Source organism: Klebsiella sp. HMSC16C06 (assembly GCF_001808325.1).
GTDB lineage: Bacteria > Pseudomonadota > Gammaproteobacteria > Enterobacterales > Enterobacteriaceae > Klebsiella > Klebsiella variicola.
Window position 1 is genome coordinate 67,053 of the sequence record NZ_KV793012.1, and the last position, 19,847, is coordinate 86,899.

Below are 19,847 nucleotides of genomic sequence, written 5' to 3' on the forward strand. Positions count from 1 at the left end.
CGTCTTTAACAAGGGGAACTCATGACGTACCAACAAGCTGGACGCATAGCGGTTATCAAACGCATTTTGGGATGGGTTATCTTTATTCCCGCCGTGCTGTCGACGCTGATTTCTGTGCTCAAATTTATGTATGAGCACAGTGAAAAGAAACCCGGCATTGACGCGGTAATGATGGATTTTGCGCATGTCATGATTGAGATGATGCGCTTTAACACGCCGTTCCTGAACTTTTTCTGGTACAACTCGCCGCTGCCGGATTTCCACCACAGCCTGAACATCGGCTTCTGGATCATCTTCATTCTGGTGTTTGTCGGCATGGCGCTGCAGGCCTCCGGCGCGCGGATGGCGAGGCAGGCGAAATTTCTTCGCGAGGGGATTGAGGATCAGCTGATCCTCGAGCAGGCCAAAGGCGCAGAAGGGTTATCCCGTGAGCAGCTCGCTGAGCGGATCGTGGTACCGCGCCATACCATCCTGGTGCAATATTTCCCGCTGTATGTGCTGCCGGTGATCGTGATTATTATCGGCTACTTCTTCTTCTCGCTGCTGGGCTTTCTGTAAGCCAGGTGCCCGGTTAGCCGGGCACCATCTTATTCTGCCGGCAGAGCCCGCGGTTTACCCTGATTATCGACGGCAACGTAGATAAACAGCGCTTCCGTCGCCTTATAGCGCTGGCCAATCGGTTCAGAAGAGACTTTTTTCACCCACACTTCGATGTTAATCGTCACCGAGGTGTTGCCGCGCTTCACGCAGCGGGCGTAGCAGCACACCACGTCGCCGACGGCGACCGGGCGTAAAAAGGTCATCCCATCCACGCGCACGGTCACCACGCGACCCTGAGCGATCTCTTTGGCCATGATGGCGCCCCCGATATCCATCTGCGACATCAGCCAGCCGCCAAAAATATCCCCGTTGGCATTGGTATCCGCCGGCATTGCCAGGGTGCGTAAAACCATTTCGCCCTTCGGGGCAAGATCTGTAGTTGTCATGCTCTACTCTGTTGTGGTCAAAGACGATCAGCGGGATGCTACTATGAAAACGGGGCGGAGAGAATAGGGGAAAGCGCCCGCAGAGGCGGGCGCGGCACTTCAGAAGGAGAGGGTAACGCCGGCATAATACGCGCGGCCAGGCTCATTGTAGGTCGAGGCGCCGGCGTTTTCGCGATACAGTTGTTTATCAAATAGATTACTTATTCCGGCATTCAGGCGAATATCCCGGTTTAGCTGATACTGAGTACCAATACCCACGATGGAATAGGCGCCAACCTCGGTGGTGGCAAGGGTCCCGGTTTCGTTGCGGATCTCCGCATACTGACGCGGCTTCTGACGGCCATAAAGCGTCCAGTTCACATTCGCAGACAGGGCGTCGTTTACCTGCCAGTCGAGCATCGTGTTAACGGTATATTTCGGGATAACCGACAGCGGGTTGCCAGTCTCTTTACTTTCAGATTTGAGCATCCAGGTGGCATTGGTCCGCCAGCTGAGGACATCTCTCAGCACCGGGATCAGCAGATTTCCTTCCAGCCCCTCGACCACGGCTTTGCCGCCGTTCTGCCACTGCAGAATATTATTGCCGCTGGAGGTATAGCCCAGCACCTCGGTTCCGGAGACGATTTTGTTTTTGTAATCGTTGCGGAACCAGGTAACCCCGGCAGCGTAACCATTAAGGTTGAATTCGATACCGATCTCTTTGTTAATACTGATCTCCGGATCGAGGTCAGGGTTGCCCAGCAGATAGCAGCTGCCTTCAGCGATAGTGTTCGGACAACCGTTGCCGCGGGTGGAGAGCAAATAGCCTTCACTGGATTGATAGAGGTTAGGCGCTTTAAACACGCGCGCGATACCGGCCTTCAGCGTGAACATATCGCTCAGCGCCTGAGACAGATTGAGGCTTGGGCTCCAGTTGCTGCCAAACTGATTATGATAATCGAAGCGGATGCCGGGGATCAGGTTGGTGCCAGGCACGGCTTCGATATTATCTTCCAGATAGATACCGGTGAGGGTGGCGCTGTTTTTGGTACTACGTTGCGTAGGGTCGCCCGAGGTCCCAGGGATAGTCTCGCCGTTGCTGTTAGTGGCCTGCATTGATGCCGGGTCGTCGAGCTGATCATGGTTCCATTCCATTCCCAGCGTCAGCGTCTGGTCCGCCAGCCAGAAGAAAGGCACATTGAATTCCGAGGTAGTACGCCAGGATTCCAGACGGCTGGTGGCATAATCCTCACTGTTGATCATGCCCTCGACGCGGCCGGTGGAGCCTTCCTGCAGGCGGGTATTGTTGGTTTTCTCGTAGTAAACACCGGCTTTGGACTGGCCCCAATCCCATAGACCGTTGTAGGTCAGTCCCCAGGACTGGCGATAGAGGCGATTAGTTTCGTGGCCGTACAGGGAGTCCACCAGCCCGTTCGGGCTAAGATTGCCGTTGCTGTACTGGGTATCACCAGCATAGATATTCCCCTGACGACTATAGGCATAGCTGAAATCGAGGATCTGTTGCGGGGTCATTTTCCATGACAGCAAGGCGTTAATATCTTTATTGCGTACCCCTTCGCGCCCCGCAGCGTAAGAGCCGTTTTGCGCATGGTTAATATCCCAGGCGTCGGGTTCCGTTTTATTGATATTGCCATACAGGCGCATCGTCAGCGCTTCGCCGGCCAGTGGGCCGCTGAGATTGAAGTTAGCGCGATTGGTCGTGCCTTCCTTGTTGTTTTCCGGCTGGTTGGTAAAGAAAGACAGCGAACCGTGCCAGTTGTTGGTCGGGCGTTTGGTAATGATATTGACCACTCCGCCCGCCGCGCCGGAACCATAGCGCGCGGCTGCCGGACCGCGGAGAACTTCAATCCGTTCGACCATCTCTGCAGGTACCCAGTTGCTGTCGCCCCGGGTATCGCGTTCACCGCGCCAGCTATAGCGAACCGCGTTACGTGACGTGACCGGTACCCCATCTATCAGGATCAGGGTGTTCTCCGGCCCCATGCCACGGATATCAATCTGGCGGTTGTTGCCCCGACTGCCGCTGGCGCTGTTGCCGGTCAAGTTCACCCCGGGCATTTTACGGATGATGTCTGAGAGATCGTTGACCGGCGGCTGCTTAGCAATATCATCTGCCGTGATAATCGACACCCCGGGCTGTTGCTTAAGCACCTCTTCCGCCGTACTGCGCACAATCATCGTTTCGGTATCTTGTTCTGATTCTTCAGCAAAGGCGTTAGGGGCGAGGAGACTGGATATGACCAGCGCCAGGGTCGTGGGGACAGAATATTGCGGCGATCTCATGTAAATATCCTTTTCAAAGCAATGCAAAATGAGATCGAGAATATTAATGATAACCATTATCATTACAATGTAACGAGATGAATCTCCATAAAATCCTCACAATTACCGCAACTTTTTATGCAGTTGAGAGAAATCGTGAAGAGAGCCTGCACAGTGTGGCCAGGAAGCTGTCAGCGTATGCGCTGAGGTTGTGTGGTTGCAGGGAATGTTTGCCAGCGCAGTGAGATTATAGGGGGCGCGCGCGGCGCGCGATGGCGCGCCGGCGGAGGAGTTAGTGGTGGTCGTCCTGCGGCATATGGCGGTAGATGTAGATCCCGCTCAGCAGGGTAAAGACCAGCGTGAGGGCGGTTAAGCCAAAGACCTTGAAGTTCACCCAGATATTCTGCGGCAGCCAGAAGGCGATATAGATATTGGCCAGCCCGCAAAGGATAAAGAACACCGCCCAGGCCAGGTTAAGCCGCGACCAGACCTGCTGAGGCAGGGCCAGTTCTTTGCCCAGCATGCGCTGGATCAACGGCTTTTTCATCACCCACTGGCTGAACAGCAGCGCGCCGGCGAACAGGGCATAAATCACCGTCACCTTCCATTTAATAAACTCATCATTGTGGAAGAAGAGGGTTAACCCGCCAAAGACGGCCACCAGCACAAAGGTGATCAGCGCCATTTTTTCGACTTTACGGTAGCGTACCCAGCTGTAGATCAGCACGATAGCGGTCGCGACGATCAGCGCGGTGGTGGCGGCGTAGATATCGTAAAGCTTATAGAAGGCAAAGAAGACCACCAGCGGTAAAAAATCCAGAAACTGCTTCATACATCGATCCCGTCTTTCAGGACGGACCGGGGAAGACCCCGATCCTGGTTAAGATTAGTTGCGGATAAGCATATACACGCGGAATAAATAGATCAGCAACAGGGCGGATATCATGTTGCTGATGGTATTGATGACCACCGCGCCGACGTTTGGCGTCAGGACAGCAAAGCTGGAAGCGAACAGTAACAGCAGGGTTTTTGCCACCAGCCAGCCAATGATAGCCGGCGCCACCAGTCGCAGATTGGCCCACGCCAGACGCATGCTGCTGCGCATGGCGCTGAGGATACCTATTTTGTCCTGCACCAGCATGATCGGCGCAAAGGCCAGCACGATGGCCAGCAGCACGCCGGGCACCAGGACCAGCATCATCCCCATCTGCACCAGGAAGGTAGTGAAGAGGATCAACAGCAGCAGCTTCGGCAGCACCGGGGCTGAGGCGCCGATGGCACGCAGGGCGCTAACGCGATGACCGGCGGAGACCAGCTGGATCAGCAGCAGAACGCCGCCGGCGAGGATCGCATTGCCCACCAGACCCGAGAAGGTTGATGCCGCCGAGGCGCGCAGCAGAACCTGCTGCTGCTCCGGCGTCATGTTCTGCACCAGCTCAAACAGCCCGGCGCTACCGGCGAGGTTATCGCCTTCGCTGAGTATCGACAGCTGCTCGTCACTGGGTGAAAAGGCATGGCCAAGTACTACCGTAATAAACGCGCACAACAGCGCAATCAGCAAAATGGTAATGAACTGATTACGAAAAAAATTCCCGGTGTCACGGTAGACGGACTTCGCCGTGATAGACATGCATTCTCCTTGAGTGTCGCAGGTGTTAACTAGCCGGCGATTGTACCGCAAATCGTTCCCTCGTAGCACTCTCTGCACCATTCAGGGCAGGTATATCTTTGTAAAGAGGCCGCAATGGCGGTAGGCCATAGCGCGCCCGCGCCCGGTTGCAGGCGTCATTTTCCTCACCATTCTCACCGGACATGGCGAATTCGCGGCACGGCGAGGGACGGTTTTCATAAATAGTGCAGTGGACGGCGTCACCGATGTCGCCTGACAGCGCCGCGCAGCGGCTCTGGCGCTGGTTGGTGCCGCTCATGCAGCGCAGGAAAGGGGTCAGCGGCTCGGTCAGCGCGGAAGGCACCAGGCCACCCGCGTCGTCGGCTTCCGCCCAGTAGAAAGAGACACGAAAATACGCACAACAGGCACCGCACGTCATGCACGGGTTGATTTCACTCATAATTACACCTGAAAAAAACGCATCAACACAGATTGTCGGCAGTTAACTTATCCAGCCGCTTTTGCGGCGGCAAGAGGGGGAGAAATATTTATTTCGCGAAAAGTGAAAATTGATGTGAGAAGGATTCAGGGTGTTTCGATCGGTAGCAAAAATTAATCTGGATCAATAAATGTTAAATCTAAGGTTTTAGTGTGATCTAAAACAGATCAAACGTAACTCGTTATAGGTATATTTGGCCGCGCTGAAAAACCATAATGAGGAAGTGGATATGAAGAAGTTAGCAGCGGCGGCATTAATTCTTAGCACGCTTTCCACCGGCAGCGTCTGGGCGCATGAAGCGGGTGAATTTTTCATTCGTGCCGGGACCGCCACCGTCCGACCGACGGAGGGCTCTGACAATGTGTTAGGCAGCCTTGGCAGTTTCAATGTCAGTAACAACACCCAACTGGGTTTAACCTTTACCTATATGGCCACCGATAACATTGGCGTGGAGCTGCTGGCGGCAACGCCGTTCCGCCATAAGGTCGGCACCGGGCCAACCGGGACTATCGCCACCGTCCATCAGTTGCCACCCACCCTGATGGCGCAGTGGTACTTTGGCGATGCGCAAAGCAAGGTGCGCCCGTACGTGGGGGCGGGTATTAACTACACCACCTTCTTTAATGAAGACTTTAACGATACCGGCAAGGCGGCCGGGCTTTCCGATCTGAGCCTGAAGGACTCCTGGGGCGCGGCGGGGCAGGTCGGCCTCGATTATCTGATTAACCGTGACTGGCTGCTGAATATGTCGGTGTGGTACATGGATATCGATACCGATGTGAAATTCAAAGCCGGCGGCGTGGACCAGAAAGTCAGCACCCGTCTGGATCCGTGGGTGTTTATGTTCTCCGCGGGTTATCGATTTTAAATCCTGCTGAAAACTGGCCAACGGATGGCCAGTTCATTGTCACGTCACACCTGTCTGCCGCAAGCCTTCGCCATCGATAGCGGATCACACTTCCGTCCACTGGCGCAGTAGGTTGTGATACATGTTGAGCAGGGAGAGGACCTCTTCTCCGTCGCCAAAGCGGGCCTTCAGAGACTGGATGGTGCGGTCCAGGTCGTAAAGCATCGCGCGCTGCTTATCGTCGCGGACCATCGACTGGATCCACAGGAAAGAGGCCTGACGTACGCCGCGGGTAACCGGGGTGACGCAGTGCAGGCTGCTGGCGGGATAGAGCACCAGATGCCCGGCCGGGAGCTTCACCCGGTGCTGGCCATAGGTGTCTTCAATCACCAGTTCACCGCCCTCATAGCTCTCCGGCTCGCAAAGAAACAGCGTCGCTGACAGGTCAGTGCGCATCCAGCCCGCCTCGCCGTTCTGGCGAACGGCGCCATCGACATGAAAACCGTAGGTCTCCCCTGGCCCATAGCGGTTAAACAACGGTGCGGAAATCGTCCGCGGCAGCGCGGCGGAAAAAAACTGCGGGTGGCCGCGCAGCGCGTCGAGCACGGCGGCTTGCAGGCGGGCATACAGCGGCGTACGGGTATCGATCTGCTGGTTCTGTTTGACGGCCGCCCCCTGGCTGCCCACCGTAACCCGTCCGTCGACCCACTCGGCCTGCGCCAGCTGCCGGGTAAATTCCGCCACCTGGTCTGCCGATAGCACGTCAGGAATGTGATACATCATCGCGGTGTTCTCTCTAAAAGGTGGGGCGCAACGGCCCCACGCACAGACTCAGAAGTGGACGTTCGCCGTCAGCATAAAGGTACGGGGTTCGCCCGGATGATAGCGATAGCCGCTCTTGTTGATGGAGGCCACGTAATCGGTATCAAACAGGTTGTACATATTGAGCTGCAGATCGAGGTTGCTGTTGACCCGATAGCCCAGTTTGGCGTCGGCGACCCAGTAGCCCTCGGTGTGATCCGGGGTACCGACCGCGCCATCGCTGCCCCGGCGCAGGCTTCCGACATAGCGCACACCGCCGCCGACGGACAGATCGCTGGTGGCCTGATACTGCGTCCACAGCGTAAAGGCATGTTTCGGGGTGTAGGCCAGGGCGGAAGATCCATCCTGCGCTACGTTCTGTCCCTCCGTCACTGTCGCATGCTGCTGCGTGTAGCCGGCGATGATCGTCCAGTCCGGGGTCAGGTTTCCGGTTGCGGAGAGTTCATACCCCTCCACGCGCTTTTTGCCGTACTGCGACCAGGTTCCGTCATCGTTGGCGGCCACTTCGTTTTCAATATCGGTACGGAATAACGCCGCGCTGAGCAGCAGACGGTTGTCGAAGATTTGCCACTTGGTGCCCAGCTCGCTGGATTTCGCCTTCTGTGGCTTAAAGTCGGTTCGGTTGGCGCTGTTGCCGCTACCGCTGGCGGCCAGGGCGAAACTGCTGCCCCCCGGCGGCTGCTGTGAGATGGCGTAGTTGACGTAGACATTGCCCTGCTCGGTTAAGCGGTACAGTGCCCCGGCTTTCCAGTTAACCAGATTGCCGGATTTGGCGGTATCCACGGTGGTGACCGGGCTGCCCGTCGACTGGCCGGGCGGGCAGGCGATAGCCCCGCGTCCGCTGCCGCCGCAGGCGGTGGCGCTGTCATATTTAGTATGATAATTGTCGAGACGTAGCCCGCCGTTGACCTCAATCCGTTCGGTCAGCGTCAGCGTATCGAAGGCATAAATCCCGAAGGTATCAGTCTGGCCGTTGGCATTCGCCCCGTTTCTGTCCAGCCCGCCAATCGACAGGTTGCTCACCGGATGGTAGAGATTCACCGCCGGCGCGGTCATGGCGTTCACGCCATAGTTGGTCTGGTTTTCCCGGGTAAACTCCACGCCGGCGCTGACGTCATGGCCTATCGAGCCGGTATTGAAGGTCGAGGTGATATTGGTCTGGTTGGTCAGAATGCGGTTGCTGACATCTTTGGTATTAACCAGACGCGACCAGCTCCAGGTGTTGACGTCATTGATATCGGGGGCGGTGATATTGCTCGCGCCGCCCATCACCGCGGTCAAAAGATACTCCTGTTTCACCCGCGACCAGCGGGTGGGATTGCGCACGGGGGTATTGTCCGTCAGATCGTGCTCGAAGCGCAGAGTGCCGCTGTCGGTGGTGGATTTATCATAATCGGAGTCGGTGCCATAGAAATTGCTGGTATCGACCTTACCGGCGGAGTTGAGCGCGGCATACTTCGGCGAAGGCGCCGAATAGCCCGGCAGGCCGACGGTGGGGATCCCGCCATCCGGGGTGTTGTTCTGCCGGACGTGCAGATAGTTCAGATACAGACGAGTTGGGGTATCGAGGCCGAAGGCCAGCGACGGCGCGATGCCATAGCGTTCGTTTTCAATGCTATCCCGACCGGCGTCATGGGTTTTTTCCCCCATCAGGTTCAGACGGAACGCGGCGCTGTCGCTAAACGCCTGGTTCAGGTCGAGCGTTCCCCGACGCGACCAGGCGCTGCCGATGCTGGCCGAACCGTCGATCCCGGAGTCAAGGCGCGGCTGCTTGCTGATCATATTGATCGATCCTGAGGGCGCGCTGCGGCCATAGTCCGTGCCGGCGGGTCCTTTGATGACTTCCACCTGCTGGGTGTTGAAGGTATCGCGCGTCACGCTGCCGATGTCGCGGATGCCGTCCACATAGATGCTGTTAGAGGTATCCACGCCGCGCATGTAGATGGCATCCCCGGTGGTTGAACTGCCATTCTCTCCGGCATAAAACGCCCCGACGCCGGGGACGTTTTTGAGGGCGTCAGTCAGGTTGGTGACGCCCTGATCTTTAATCACCTGTTCCGGGATCACGGTGATGGTGCGGGTGGTATCGACCAGCGGTTTATTGAACTTGGGATCGGCGGAGGCGCCGGGAGAGTAGAGTGAGGGCGGAGTGGCTTCCACCACCAGCGTCTCTTCACTATTTTTGACTGATTTTTCCGCTGCGATGCCCGTTGCCGGTGAGGCCCCCAGACACAGACCCGTAAACAATGCCAATGAGTTGAAACTGCCAAACGGCAGAGAAGCGTTTTTTTCCATGATAAATGCAGGCTTATTTTTTGTTATGAGCACATACCACACCGCGCAAAAGCGACGTTTTTCGTCGTCTGGCTTGCGCTGACCCGGTGTGATTCTATAAATGATAAAAAGAATAGTTATCATTCGCCTTAATATTTACATAGAAATGTTGACGTTTAAACATATTTCTTCATCGCGATTTACATAGTTCATAAATTTTGAACGAAAAGGGCGGGGATGAAGCAAAAGAGCGGCTGGAAGAGGCCGGTGACAGGCCGCTCCGCGAGGTGACAGGCGCCAGGGCTAACCCGGCGCTTCGTGGTTTTTGGCATAAAAGATGCCCTCCTTCTGCGCGAGGAGAACGCCGTTCTGGAAATTGGTGTAATGAAAAATAGCGGCCCACCGATCCCTCTGCAGGCACTGTTCCGCGACCGCGTTATTGGGGGGACGACCAGCGAGCGTTCTCCCGCCGCGTGACGGAGAACAATGCCGCGCCGTATGTCGTCTGGAGCAAGCGCCGGGCCACTGCTGGCTGCGGCAACAGGTGCGTGAGGTGTGTCGCCAGTAAAAAAAAGCCCGCACAAGTGCGGGCAAAAATACTGGAAGCAATGTGAGCAATGTCGTACTGAATACCTGAGTTATTTACTCAACTATTCAGTAATGAGAAAGATAATATTTCTCATTTAAGATATCAACCCCATCTTTTGTGCGGAAGCGATTTTTTATCCGAGGGTGAAAACCGTACGCTTCTGACTGTCGTCCCGCGGCCAGGCCGCCGCGATCTCCTGCAGCGGCCGCGGGGTGGTGGCGATGGTGAATTTACCCGGCACCGCCGCCTGCAGCATTTCACCCGTCGCCGCCAGCAGCTGCGGCATCGACAGGCTACCGATACCGCTGCCCATCAGCACGAGCGGTGCGGAACGCAGAACTGCGCCATTTAACGCGATATCGGCGCCAGCCAGGGACCCCACCTGCACATAGCGCACCGGTCTGCCGGCTGGGGTATATTTCGCCAGGGCCGGCAATAACACTTCCGCGCTGTGTCCCCACAGGTAATCGATGACCACGTCAATCTGCGCAGCGCTGGTCGCTGAAAATTGCCCGCTCAAGGTTTTATCATCAGCGGTTAACTGAATACACTCATCGGCGTCCAGCGCCGCCAGCGTCTGCGCATTCCGTCCGGTTGCAATGATTCTTTTCGCTCCCAGATAGCGGGCAATCTGCACCGCCAGCTGACCGGCGCTGCCGGTGGCGCCGTTAATCAGCACCGTTTCACCGGCCTGGATCTGGGCGCGAGTCACCAGAGACGCCCACGCGGACATGCCGGGATTGGCCATCGCCGCGGCGCTAACATCATCGAGCGCATCCGGCACCGGCAGGCAACTCTGCAGGGCAACCGGCGCCTGCTGCGCCATACTGCCGAAGGGGGCGGTGGGGAAGGCGAAATAGACGCGCTGGCCCTGAGGTGTGGTGCCGACGCCATCGATACCGGGCACAAAGGGCAGATTGCCGTCGAAGCTGTAATGGCGTCCGGATGCGCGGGCCTTAACCACATGGCTCAGCGCGGCGGCGCGGACGTCAATGAGCGTCTGGCCGGGCGCGGGCTGCGGGTCGATAAAATCGGCCCAAACCGGGCCTTCTGCGAGGTCAAAAACCACGGCTGCTTTCATAAATTATCTCCTGTCGGGAATTATGTGTAAAATACACATATTGTTTTGCAGCACTATACGCGGAAAATTAATATATGCAAGATGCACATAATGACTACGACATTACCGACTTTCACGGCGCGCTACTGGATATCATCAGCGTGATGAACCAGCCGCTGCGCGACGAGCAGATCCTCCAGGCGGCCGGCGTCCAGCTGGAACAGATGCTGTTTCCGCTGCTGGTGGCGGTAGGGCGCCATGGCCCGGTAGGGGTGGTTGAGCTGGCGGATCATTTAGGGCGCGATTACACCACCGTCAGCCGCCAGGTGAAAAAACTGGAAGCCCAGGGACTCGCCTGTAAGCAACCTAACCGTCATGACCGACGGATCAGTGAAGTGACGCTTAGCGCCAGCGGACAACAGATGATCGACAGTATTGCGGTAGCGCGGCGGCGGTTAATGAATCAGGTGCTGGCGCAGTGGCCGGAAGATGAAGTGCAGGCGCTGTTTCGCTTAACGCGCAAATACGCCGACAGTTTGCAGCAACCGAGCTAAATTCTCGCGTGCTGCCGCCCTGGCGCAACAATCATCTTGTTCGTCACAAATCACGGGTCAGCTCGTCGATGTTGTCGGAAAGTATCTCCAGCAGGGATCGTACATAGATATTGTTATTTCCCTGATGCCACATCGCGCTGAGGGGAAGGCCTTCGATATGTTTTTTGGGCGTGAGCGCAAGGTATTTCACGCCGTCCGCATTCATGTCTTTATAGGACGCAGGCACCAGAGCAATGCCGAGTCCTGCGGCAACAAAACTCAGGATAGTCTGCTTCTCTTCAGCATACTGCGCGATAACAGGCATGCTGCCACCTTCCTTGAAAATATTCATTGTCAGGTCATGGCTGTGACGCCGGGTGCGTCTTTCCGGCAAGATAACAGGCTCGTACCGAAAGTCATCGATACTGACTTCATCATAACTGACCAGCCGGTGGTTAGTGGGCACGGCGAGCACGCAAGTTTCATTGGCGATAAATCGCGTTGTCAGCATGGCATCAATGTGTTCCGGCGGGCGCACAAAAACCACATCCAGCCACCCTGAAATGAGTCGGGGGATAAGTTTGTGAGATTTATCTTCTGTAAGATGAATATCTGCTTCAGGAAAACGCCTGACGAAAAGATTAAGCAATTCAGGAAGTAATCCTTTGGCTGCGCTGTCGATAGCCCCGATCCGCAACGTTCTTTTCTGCAACAGGCTATTTTTCCGGAATCGCTGCCGTAGCGCATCGAAATCAGCAATGACCGTTTTGGCCTCATTTAAAAAGGCGGCGCCTTCAGGTGTTAGCGACACGTTGCGGGTCGATCGATTCAGTAGCCTGATCCCCAAATCATCTTCCAGCAGTTTGATGAAGCGACTCAGTGACGCAGGCATCATTTCGAGTTTACGGGCAGCCCGGCCAAAGTGAAGCTCATCACCTAATACCACAAAGCAACGTAGCTGATTTATATCCATTTTTTCACCAAAACCTGATTATACAAATTATTTATATAAAGCTGTGCCGATGATAAAGCGGTTCAAAACTTCATACTGGGATTATTACAAAACGATAACAACCCTACATCACTATGGAGCATCCCGTCATGAATAACGACCTCGAAAAGAAGGTGATGCGCAAAGTTACCCTGCGCATTATTCCTTTCATCATGCTGCTGTACTTCATTGCCTTCCTTGACCGCGTCAATATTGGCTTTGCCGCCCTGACCATGAACCAGGACCTGGGGTTTTCACCCACCGTTTTTGGTCTGGGCGCTGGCATTTTCTTCCTGGGTTATTTTCTGTTTGAGGTACCGTCAAACTTAATTCTTCATAAAGTGGGCGCCCGCATCTGGATCGCCCGCGTCATGATTACCTGGGGATTCGTCTCTGGCTGCATGGCTTTTGTGCAGGGCACGACGAGCTTCTACATTCTGCGTTTTCTGCTCGGCGTGGCGGAAGCCGGTTTCTTCCCGGGTATCATTCTCTATCTCAGCTACTGGTTTCCTGCCGCCAGGCGTGCGCAGGTCACTGCCATCTTTATGGCCGCAGCTCCCCTGTCGACAGCACTGGGATCGCCGGTTTCGGCCGCACTGCTGGAGATGCATGGCTTCCTTGGCTACGCCGGCTGGCAGTGGATGTTTGTACTGGAAGCTTTCCCGGCGCTGGTGCTCGGTGTTGTGGTTCTGTTCTTCCTGACGGATCGTCCGGCCAAGGCCAAATGGCTGACTGATCAAGAGCGTGCCTGGCTGGAAAACGCCATGCAAGACGAGGAGCGGGCGCGGGCGGCAAAACAGAGCCATTCCAGCGCATGGCGGGGACTGGCGGATATACGCGTCCTGGCGCTGGCGCTGGTCTATTTCGGTACCTCAGCCGGGCTGTATACGCTTGGCATCTGGTCCCCGCAAATCATTCGCAGTTTCGGTGCTTCCTCGCTGGAGATTGGTTTCCTGAACGCCTTTCCGGCGGTGATCGGCGTCATCGCCATGATCCTCTGGGCGCGTCATTCCGATCGAACCAAAGAGCGCAGCTGGCACGTCATTGGCGCCTGCCTGCTGGCGGCGGCCGGACTGATATACGCCGGTAACGTCAGCACATTGTTTACCGTGATGCTTGCCTTAACGCTGGTCACCGTGGGGATTAGCGCATCAAAACCCCCTCTGTGGAGCATGCCAACCCTGTTCCTCAGCGGCCCGGCTGCGGCCGCTGGCATTGCCGCTATCAACTCCATCGGCAACCTCGGCGGTTTCGTCGGCCCGATGATGATTGGCGTGATCCGCGAGCAAACCGGTAGCTACAGCTGGGGCCTGTATTTTGTCGCCGGATTGCTGGCGCTCTCGGCCCTCGTGGTCGTGATTCTTTCTGCCAGAGCGAACAAATCGCCGACGGCAGAGCTTCCACATCCTCATACTCATTAACTGGAGAAGTAACGATGCGTCACTACAAAATTGCTGCCATCCCTGCGGACGGTATCGGACCGGAAGTCATTTCGGCAGGTATTGAAGTCTTGCACGCGCTGGCGCGCCACGATCCGCAACTGAAATTTGATATAGAGACCTTTGACTGGGGGTCAGACTATTACAAAAAACATGGCGTGATGATGCCGGAAGAAGGACTGAACATGCTGAAAGCATTCGATGCCATTTACTTCGGCGCGGTGGGGGCACCGGATGTCCCTGACCACATCACACTCTGGGGCCTGCGGCTGCCTATTTGCCAGGGCTTTGACCAGTACGCCAATGTGCGACCCACCAAAATTCTGCCGGGCGTCACCTCACCGCTGCGCAACCGCGGGCCTGGCGATCTTGACTGGGTCATCGTGCGCGAAAACTCCGAAGGTGAATATTCTGGTAACGGCGGCCGTACGCACCGTGGTTTACCTGAAGAAGTCGGTACCGAAGTGGCAATCTTTACCCGTGTTGGGGTGACACGCATTATGCGCTATGCCTTCAGACTGGCGCAGTCCCGTCCACGTAAGCTGCTGACCGTGGTGACCAAATCCAACGCCCAGCGCCATGGTATGGTGATGTGGGATGAGATTGCCGCTGAAGTGGCGCAGGAATTCCCGGATGTGCAGTGGGACAAAATGTTGGTCGATGCCATGACGCACCGTATGACGTTGCATCCCCAGACCCTGGATACCATCGTTGCCACCAATCTGCACGCCGATATCCTTTCCGATCTGGCTGGCGCGCTGGCGGGTAGTCTGGGCGTAGCGCCGACCGCGAATATTGATCCTGAACGCCGCTTCCCTTCCATGTTCGAACCGATCCATGGTTCCGCATTCGATATCACCGGCAAAGGGATTGCGAACCCCATTGCCACTTTCTGGACCGCGGTACAGATGCTTGAACATCTGGGCGAACGCCATGCCGCTGCGCTGATTATGGAAAGCATTGAGTATGTGTGTGAAAAAGGCATTCTGACGCCAGATGTCGGTGGCTCAGCCAATACCGCGGAGGTGACACGCGCCGTGGTGCACTACATTGACGCTAAAGCTGACATTGCCGAGACCGCATAACCATGAATAACGAACAGGCTGCAGAGATCCTGCAGGATATCTTTCAACATGCGGTCAACAGTGCCCGCGCCGGGCCGGTGACCCTGGCTAACCTGCCGGAAAAACCTCGCGGCCGTTGTGTGGTGATCGGTGCGGGTAAAGCGTCCGCGGCAATGGCGGCTGCCGTGGATGCGGCCTGGCCGGATGTGGCGGTGTCGGGCGTGGTGGTGACGCGTTACGGTTACGCGGTTCCTGCGGGCCGCATCCGCATTATTGAGGCGGCTCATCCCGTATCAGATGCCATGAGCGAGGTTGCCGCAATGCTGATTGTGGAGACGCTGCGCGGTTTAACTGCCGATGATCTGGTGCTGGCATTGATTTCAGGGGGAGGATCGGCGCTGATGGCGCTGCCCGCCCCGGGGTTAACGCTGGCAGATAAGCAGACCATCACCCGGGCCCTGCTCCATAGCGGGGCCAGCATCAAAGAGATGAATCTGGTACGTCGTCATCTCTCAGCGGTGAAAGGCGGAAAGCTGGCGACCATGGCGCAACCAGCGCGCATCGTATCACTGATTATCAGCGATGTGCCTGGCGATGATCCGACGGACGTAGCGTCTGGCCCCACCGTTGCCGATAACAGCGCACCACGTGATGCGCTCCGGGTACTGCAGCGGTATGGCATTGCGATCCCGAAGCCCGTTAGCGAACGGCTAAACCAGCCGGCCGGCCCGGTGGAAAACGCCGCGACAGGCGAGGTCAGGCTTATCGCCACGCCGGCGATGGCGTTAGCGGCGGCGGGGCTGGCCGCACGACAACATGGGGTCACCCCCCTTATTTTGGGGGATGCGATAGAAGGTGAAAGCAGGGAAGTGGCGGTGGTCATGGCCGGTATGGCGAAATCGGCGAAGCAGTATGGTCACCCGATTTCAGGGCCTGCTGTACTGTTGTCAGGTGGCGAAACCACGGTGACAGTAAACAACACTCCGCCTGGAAAAGGGGGCCGCAATACCGAGTTTTTACTCAGTCTGGCCTGTGCGCTCCAGGGGGAACACGGTATCTGGGCCATGGCGGGAGATAGCGATGGTATTGATGGCACAGAAGATGCCGCAGGTGCGATCGTCTTCCCGGATACGCTTGCGCGCGGCAAGCTGAGCGGTCTTAATGCAGTGCAATATCTGGATGGCCATGATAGTTACTGCTATTTTCACGCGCTTAATGATTTGCTGATCACCGGCCCGACGTTAACCAACGTCAATGATATTCGGGCAATATTGATTGCCTGACTGTATCGCTCTCCTGTGCCAGGGAGAGCGATATTTTTCCCTTTCAACATAGTTCAAATCTTCGGCATCCGCCCGCCATCCATTTCCACGTTAAAGCGCATCGCCTGGCGCCAAGGTGTCGATCATCGTTCCGTCTGATGTGTTGGCGTGCAAGATGACATGGAGGGGAAGGTAACGCGAGGAAATCGCCGCCTGGCGCAATACCAGGCGGCTAACGGTCAGGCGGTTTTGGTCGCCGCCTTCAGGCTCTGGACGAAGGCTTTCAGTTCGTCGAGCATGGTCTGCGGCTCATCGAGGTGGCGTTCGATGATTTTGACGATGGCGGAACCGGAGATAGCCCCGGCGGCCCCGGCGTCAATGGCGGCGCTCACCTGCTCCGGCGCGGAGATACCAAAGCCCTGCAGCGGCGGCGCGGCGTGATATTCCGCCAGCTTCTCCACCAGGTGGTGCAGCGGCAGTGCGGCGCGATTTTCCGCACCCGTCACTCCGGCGCGCGACAGCAGATAGGTGTAGCCGCGGCCATAAGAAGCAATCTGGCGCAGTAAATCGTCATCCGCATTGGGCGGGCAGATGAAAATCGGCGCGATGTTATGGCGCATCGCCGCCTGGCGGAACGGGGCGGACTCTTCCACCGGCACGTCGGCCACCAGCACCGAGTCGACGCCGACGCGGGCGCACTGGGCATAGAACGCATCGATGCCCGGGCTGAAGACGAGGTTGGCGTACATCAGCAGGCCGATTGGGATGGTCGGATGCTTCTGGCGGATCGCCGCCAGCATCTCAAAGCACTGCGCCGGGGTCACTCCGGCGGCGAAGGCGCGCAGGGCCGCGCCCTGGATGGTCGGGCCGTCCGCCAGCGGGTCGGAGAAAGGGATCCCCAGCTCAAGGGCATCGGCGCCGCCTTCGATCAGCGCATCGATAATTTTGAGCGACTGCTCCGGTCCCGGATCGCCGAGGGTGACAAAGGGAACGAAGGCGCCTTCCTGGCGATTTTTCAGTTGGGCAAACAGCGTCTCATAGCGTTCCATCAGATTTCCCCTCGCGCTTTCAGGATGTCATGTACGGTGAAAATGTCTTTGTCGCCGCGACCGGAGAGGTTAACCACCAGCAGCTGCTCTTTTTCCGGGTTCTCGCGCATCATCTTCAGCGCGTGGGCCAGAGCGTGAGAGGACTCCAGCGCCGGGATAATCCCTTCGTGGCGGGAGAGCGCTTTAAACGCGTCCAGCGCTTCGTTGTCGGTGATCGACACATAGTCAGCGCGACCGGTGCTGTTCAGAAACGCGTGCTGCGGCCCAACGGACGGGAAGTCCAGCCCGGCGGAAATGGAGTAAGACTCTTCGATCTGGCCGTCGGCGGTTTGCATCATCGGCGACTTCATACCGAAGTAGATCCCCACGCGGCCATGCTTCAGCGGCGCGCCGTGCTCGCCGCTTTCGATACCGTGCCCGGCCGGTTCCACGCCGATCAGGCCGACGTTGGTTTCATCAATAAAGTCGGCAAACATGCCGATGGCGTTTGACCCACCACCAACGCAGGCGATCACCGCGTCCGGCAGACGTCCCTCTTTTTCGAGGATCTGCGCTTTGGTCTCTTCGCCAATCATGCGCTGGAATTCACGTACAATGGTCGGGAACGGATGCGGACCGGCGGCGGTGCCCAGCATATAGTGCGCCTTCTCGTAGCTACCAGACCAGTCGCGCAGCGCCTCATTACAGGCATCTTTCAGCGTGGCGGAGCCGCTGTGCACCGGGATCACCTCGGCGCCCATCAGGCGCATACGGAAGACGTTCGGCGACTGGCGCTCGACGTCCTTGGCGCCCATGTAGATACGGCATTTCAGGCCGAGCAGGGCGCTGGCCAGCGCTGAGGCGACCCCGTGCTGACCGGCGCCGGTCTCGGCGATAATTTCGGTTTTGCCCATCCGTTTGGCCAGCAGGGCCTGGCCCAGCACCTGGTTGGTTTTGTGCGCGCCGCCGTGCAGCAGATCTTCGCGTTTCAGGTACAGGGTGGTGCGAGTACCTTCGGTCAGATTCCGGCATTTGGTCAGGGCCGTCGGACGTCCGGCGTAGTTTTTCAGCAGGTCAGTGAATTCCGCCTGAAAGGCCGGGTCCTTCTGCGCGCTGACAAAGGCTTCTTCCAGCTGGCGCAGGGCGGGCATCAGGATCTGCGGCACATACATGCCGCCGAATTCGCCGAAGTAGGGGTTCAGTAAAGTGCTCATTATTGCTCCTTAATATGCGCGCAGCGTCTGGAATACGGAGGCCAGTTTGCTGGCGTCTTTCATCCCGGGTTGCGACTCTACGCCTGAATTGAAATCGAGTCCGGCACAGCCGCTTTTGGCCGCTTCCACACAGTTATCGGCACCCAGGCCACCCGCCAGCATGACGTTGCGCAGATCCTGGCCCTGCAGCAGGCTCCAGTCAAAGCGCTGGCCGCTGCCGCCCTGGCCGTTGTCGAACAGGTACTTGTCGACATGGCGGAGCGTACGGGCCGGGAGGGTTTCACCAACGCTCAGCGCTTTCCAGATACGGACGTTGTCCGCGAGGGCTTCGCGCAGCGCGTCGATATAGGCCTGGTCCTCATCACCGTGCAGCTGCACGGCGGCCAGCCCCAGAGCCTGCGCGCGGGCGACCACCTCGTCCAGCGGCGCATTGCGAAACACGCCGACGTACTGCAGCGGCGCTGCGGCGATCACCGCTTTGGCCTGGGCGTCATTCACCGCCCGCGGCGAAGTCGGGACGAAAATCAGGCCACCGTAGATGGCGCCGGACTCCCAGGCCACCTGGGCATCCTGCGGGCGCGTCAGGCCGCACACTTTATTCTCGCCGAGCAGCACGCGTTTAACCGCCGCTTCCAGATCCGCCTGCTCCATCAGGGCGGAGCCGATCAGGAAGCCGTTGGCGAAGTGGCTCAGCTCGCGCACTTCAGCATAGGTATGGATGCCGGATTCGCTGATCACCGTGACATCCGGGCCGAGACGCGCCGCCAGCTGACGGGTGCGGTTAAGGTCAATCGACATATCGCGCAGGTCGCGGTTGTTAATGCCCACCACCTTCGCCTTCAGGGCGATGGCGCGCTCCAGCTCCTCTTCATTGCTGACTTCGGTCAGCACGCCCATATTCAGGCTGTGCGCCACCGCGGAGAGCTGGCGGTACTGCTCATCGTCGAGCACCGAGAGCATCAGCAGGCAGGCATCGGCCTGATAGTAGCGCGCCAGGTAGATCTGGTAAGGGTCGATGGTGAAGTCCTTACACAGGATCGGCTGCGGCGCGACCTTGCTGACGATCGGCAGAAAATCGAAACTGCCCTGGAAATATTTCTCATCACACAGCACTGAGATCGCCGAGGCGTAGTGTTTGTAGATGCTGGCGATCGCCGCCGGATCGAAATCTTCGCGAATCAACCCCTTCGACGGCGAGGCCTTTTTGCACTCGAGAATAAACGCGGTGCGGGTGCCGGCCAGCGCGTCATAGAAATTGCGCTGCGTCGGAACGACCTCATTCTGAAAACTGGCTAATGGTTGTTGTTGTTTGCGGGCTTCTACCCAAATCGCTTTGTCGGCAACGATTTTTGCTAAAACGGTCTGCAT

18 protein-coding genes are annotated in these 19,847 nt (G+C 57.4%); 6 read left to right on the plus strand and 12 right to left on the minus strand.

The window, feature by feature from the left end; genetic code table 11:
- Nucleotides 1-21: 21 nt before the first annotated feature.
- Nucleotides 22-558: a YniB family protein gene (locus tag HMPREF3142_RS19175; RefSeq protein WP_008807758.1), complete on the plus strand. Its 537-nt coding sequence runs from the start codon at nucleotides 22-24 to the stop codon at nucleotides 556-558.
- A gap of 29 nt (nucleotides 559-587) precedes the next feature.
- Here HMPREF3142_RS19175 and yciA read toward each other — a convergent pair whose 3' ends face one another.
- From yciA to HMPREF3142_RS19200, 5 genes are all read right to left on the minus strand, one after another.
- Nucleotides 588-986 carry an acyl-CoA thioester hydrolase YciA gene (gene yciA / locus HMPREF3142_RS19180; RefSeq protein WP_008807759.1) on the minus strand — a complete coding sequence of 133 codons (399 nt, stop codon included), beginning with the start codon at nucleotides 984-986 and terminating at the stop codon, nucleotides 588-590.
- A gap of 99 nt (nucleotides 987-1,085) precedes the next feature.
- The gene (locus HMPREF3142_RS19185) at nucleotides 1,086-3,269 is read right to left on the minus strand and encodes a TonB-dependent siderophore receptor (RefSeq protein ID WP_032730986.1); all 2,184 of its coding nucleotides are present in this window, start codon (nucleotides 3,267-3,269) and stop codon (nucleotides 1,086-1,088) included.
- Between the two features lie 271 nt (nucleotides 3,270-3,540).
- Nucleotides 3,541-4,080, minus strand: a complete 540-nt coding sequence (locus tag HMPREF3142_RS19190) for a septation protein A (RefSeq protein ID WP_008807761.1) — start codon at nucleotides 4,078-4,080, stop codon at nucleotides 3,541-3,543.
- A 54-nt stretch (nucleotides 4,081-4,134) separates the two neighbouring features.
- Entirely contained in the window at nucleotides 4,135-4,878 is a 744-nt protein-coding gene (locus HMPREF3142_RS19195) for a YciC family protein (RefSeq protein ID WP_070612341.1), read from the minus strand.
- Nucleotides 4,879-4,903: 25 nt separating this feature from the next.
- Nucleotides 4,904-5,317 carry a YkgJ family cysteine cluster protein gene (locus tag HMPREF3142_RS19200; protein WP_008807763.1) on the minus strand — a complete coding sequence of 138 codons (414 nt, stop codon included), beginning with the start codon at nucleotides 5,315-5,317 and terminating at the stop codon, nucleotides 4,904-4,906.
- Between the two features lie 268 nt (nucleotides 5,318-5,585).
- Between HMPREF3142_RS19200 and ompW the strand changes: the two genes are divergently transcribed.
- Entirely contained in the window at nucleotides 5,586-6,224 is a 639-nt protein-coding gene (gene ompW / locus HMPREF3142_RS19205; protein WP_012542066.1) for an outer membrane protein OmpW, read from the plus strand.
- 84 nt (nucleotides 6,225-6,308) lie between these two features.
- Here the strand turns inward: ompW and ybiX are convergent, their stop codons facing one another.
- The 3 genes from ybiX to HMPREF3142_RS19220 all read right to left on the minus strand — a co-directional run bounded on the left by ybiX (nucleotide 6,309) and on the right by HMPREF3142_RS19220 (nucleotide 10,969).
- Nucleotides 6,309-6,986 carry a PKHD-type hydroxylase YbiX gene (gene ybiX, locus HMPREF3142_RS19210; RefSeq protein WP_008807765.1) on the minus strand — a complete coding sequence of 226 codons (678 nt, stop codon included), beginning with the start codon at nucleotides 6,984-6,986 and terminating at the stop codon, nucleotides 6,309-6,311.
- Between the two features lie 48 nt (nucleotides 6,987-7,034).
- On the minus strand, nucleotides 7,035-9,353 hold the full coding sequence (locus HMPREF3142_RS19215; RefSeq protein WP_416376792.1) for a catecholate siderophore receptor Fiu: 2,319 nt from the start codon (nucleotides 9,351-9,353) through the stop codon (nucleotides 7,035-7,037).
- Nucleotides 9,354-10,021: 668 nt separating this feature from the next.
- Nucleotides 10,022-10,969, minus strand: a complete 948-nt coding sequence (locus tag HMPREF3142_RS19220) for a quinone oxidoreductase family protein (protein WP_070612344.1) — start codon at nucleotides 10,967-10,969, stop codon at nucleotides 10,022-10,024.
- Nucleotides 10,970-11,043: 74 nt separating this feature from the next.
- On the opposite strand from HMPREF3142_RS19220, the gene HMPREF3142_RS19225 reads away from it, so the two are divergent.
- On the plus strand, nucleotides 11,044-11,502 hold the full coding sequence (locus HMPREF3142_RS19225; protein ID WP_008807769.1) for a MarR family winged helix-turn-helix transcriptional regulator: 459 nt from the start codon (nucleotides 11,044-11,046) through the stop codon (nucleotides 11,500-11,502).
- A gap of 43 nt (nucleotides 11,503-11,545) precedes the next feature.
- On the opposite strand, the gene HMPREF3142_RS19230 is transcribed toward HMPREF3142_RS19225, so the two are convergent.
- A complete protein-coding gene (locus tag HMPREF3142_RS19230) occupies nucleotides 11,546-12,454 on the minus strand; it encodes a LysR family transcriptional regulator (RefSeq protein ID WP_008807770.1) in 909 nt (302 codons plus the stop codon).
- Between the two features lie 128 nt (nucleotides 12,455-12,582).
- Between HMPREF3142_RS19230 and HMPREF3142_RS19235 the strand changes: the two genes are divergently transcribed.
- Genes HMPREF3142_RS19235 through HMPREF3142_RS19245 form a run of 3 tightly spaced genes read left to right on the plus strand, consistent with a single transcriptional unit; the run spans nucleotide 12,583 to nucleotide 16,258 of the window.
- Complete coding sequence (locus HMPREF3142_RS19235) at nucleotides 12,583-13,893, plus strand: MFS transporter (protein WP_023322425.1); 1,311 nt, start codon at nucleotides 12,583-12,585, stop codon at nucleotides 13,891-13,893.
- Between the two features lie 14 nt (nucleotides 13,894-13,907).
- Entirely contained in the window at nucleotides 13,908-14,996 is a 1,089-nt protein-coding gene (locus HMPREF3142_RS19240) for a tartrate dehydrogenase (protein ID WP_064170172.1), read from the plus strand.
- 2 nt (nucleotides 14,997-14,998) lie between these two features.
- A complete protein-coding gene (locus HMPREF3142_RS19245; RefSeq protein ID WP_070612346.1) occupies nucleotides 14,999-16,258 on the plus strand; it encodes a glycerate kinase type-2 family protein in 1,260 nt (419 codons plus the stop codon).
- Between the two features lie 218 nt (nucleotides 16,259-16,476).
- On the opposite strand, the gene trpA is transcribed toward HMPREF3142_RS19245, so the two are convergent.
- The 3 genes from trpA to trpCF are packed head-to-tail and all read right to left on the minus strand — an operon-like array spanning nucleotide 16,477 to nucleotide 19,847.
- Nucleotides 16,477-17,286, minus strand: coding sequence for a tryptophan synthase subunit alpha (trpA, locus tag HMPREF3142_RS19250; RefSeq protein ID WP_002901728.1), 810 nt, complete (start codon nucleotides 17,284-17,286; stop codon nucleotides 16,477-16,479).
- Nucleotides 17,286-18,479, minus strand: a complete 1,194-nt coding sequence (gene trpB / locus HMPREF3142_RS19255; RefSeq protein WP_012968449.1) for a tryptophan synthase subunit beta — start codon at nucleotides 18,477-18,479, stop codon at nucleotides 17,286-17,288. The genes trpA and trpB overlap by 1 nt, the downstream gene beginning before the upstream one ends.
- Before the next feature lie 9 nt (nucleotides 18,480-18,488).
- On the minus strand, nucleotides 18,489-19,847 hold the full coding sequence (trpCF, locus tag HMPREF3142_RS19260; protein ID WP_070612348.1) for a bifunctional indole-3-glycerol-phosphate synthase TrpC/phosphoribosylanthranilate isomerase TrpF: 1,359 nt from the start codon (nucleotides 19,845-19,847) through the stop codon (nucleotides 18,489-18,491).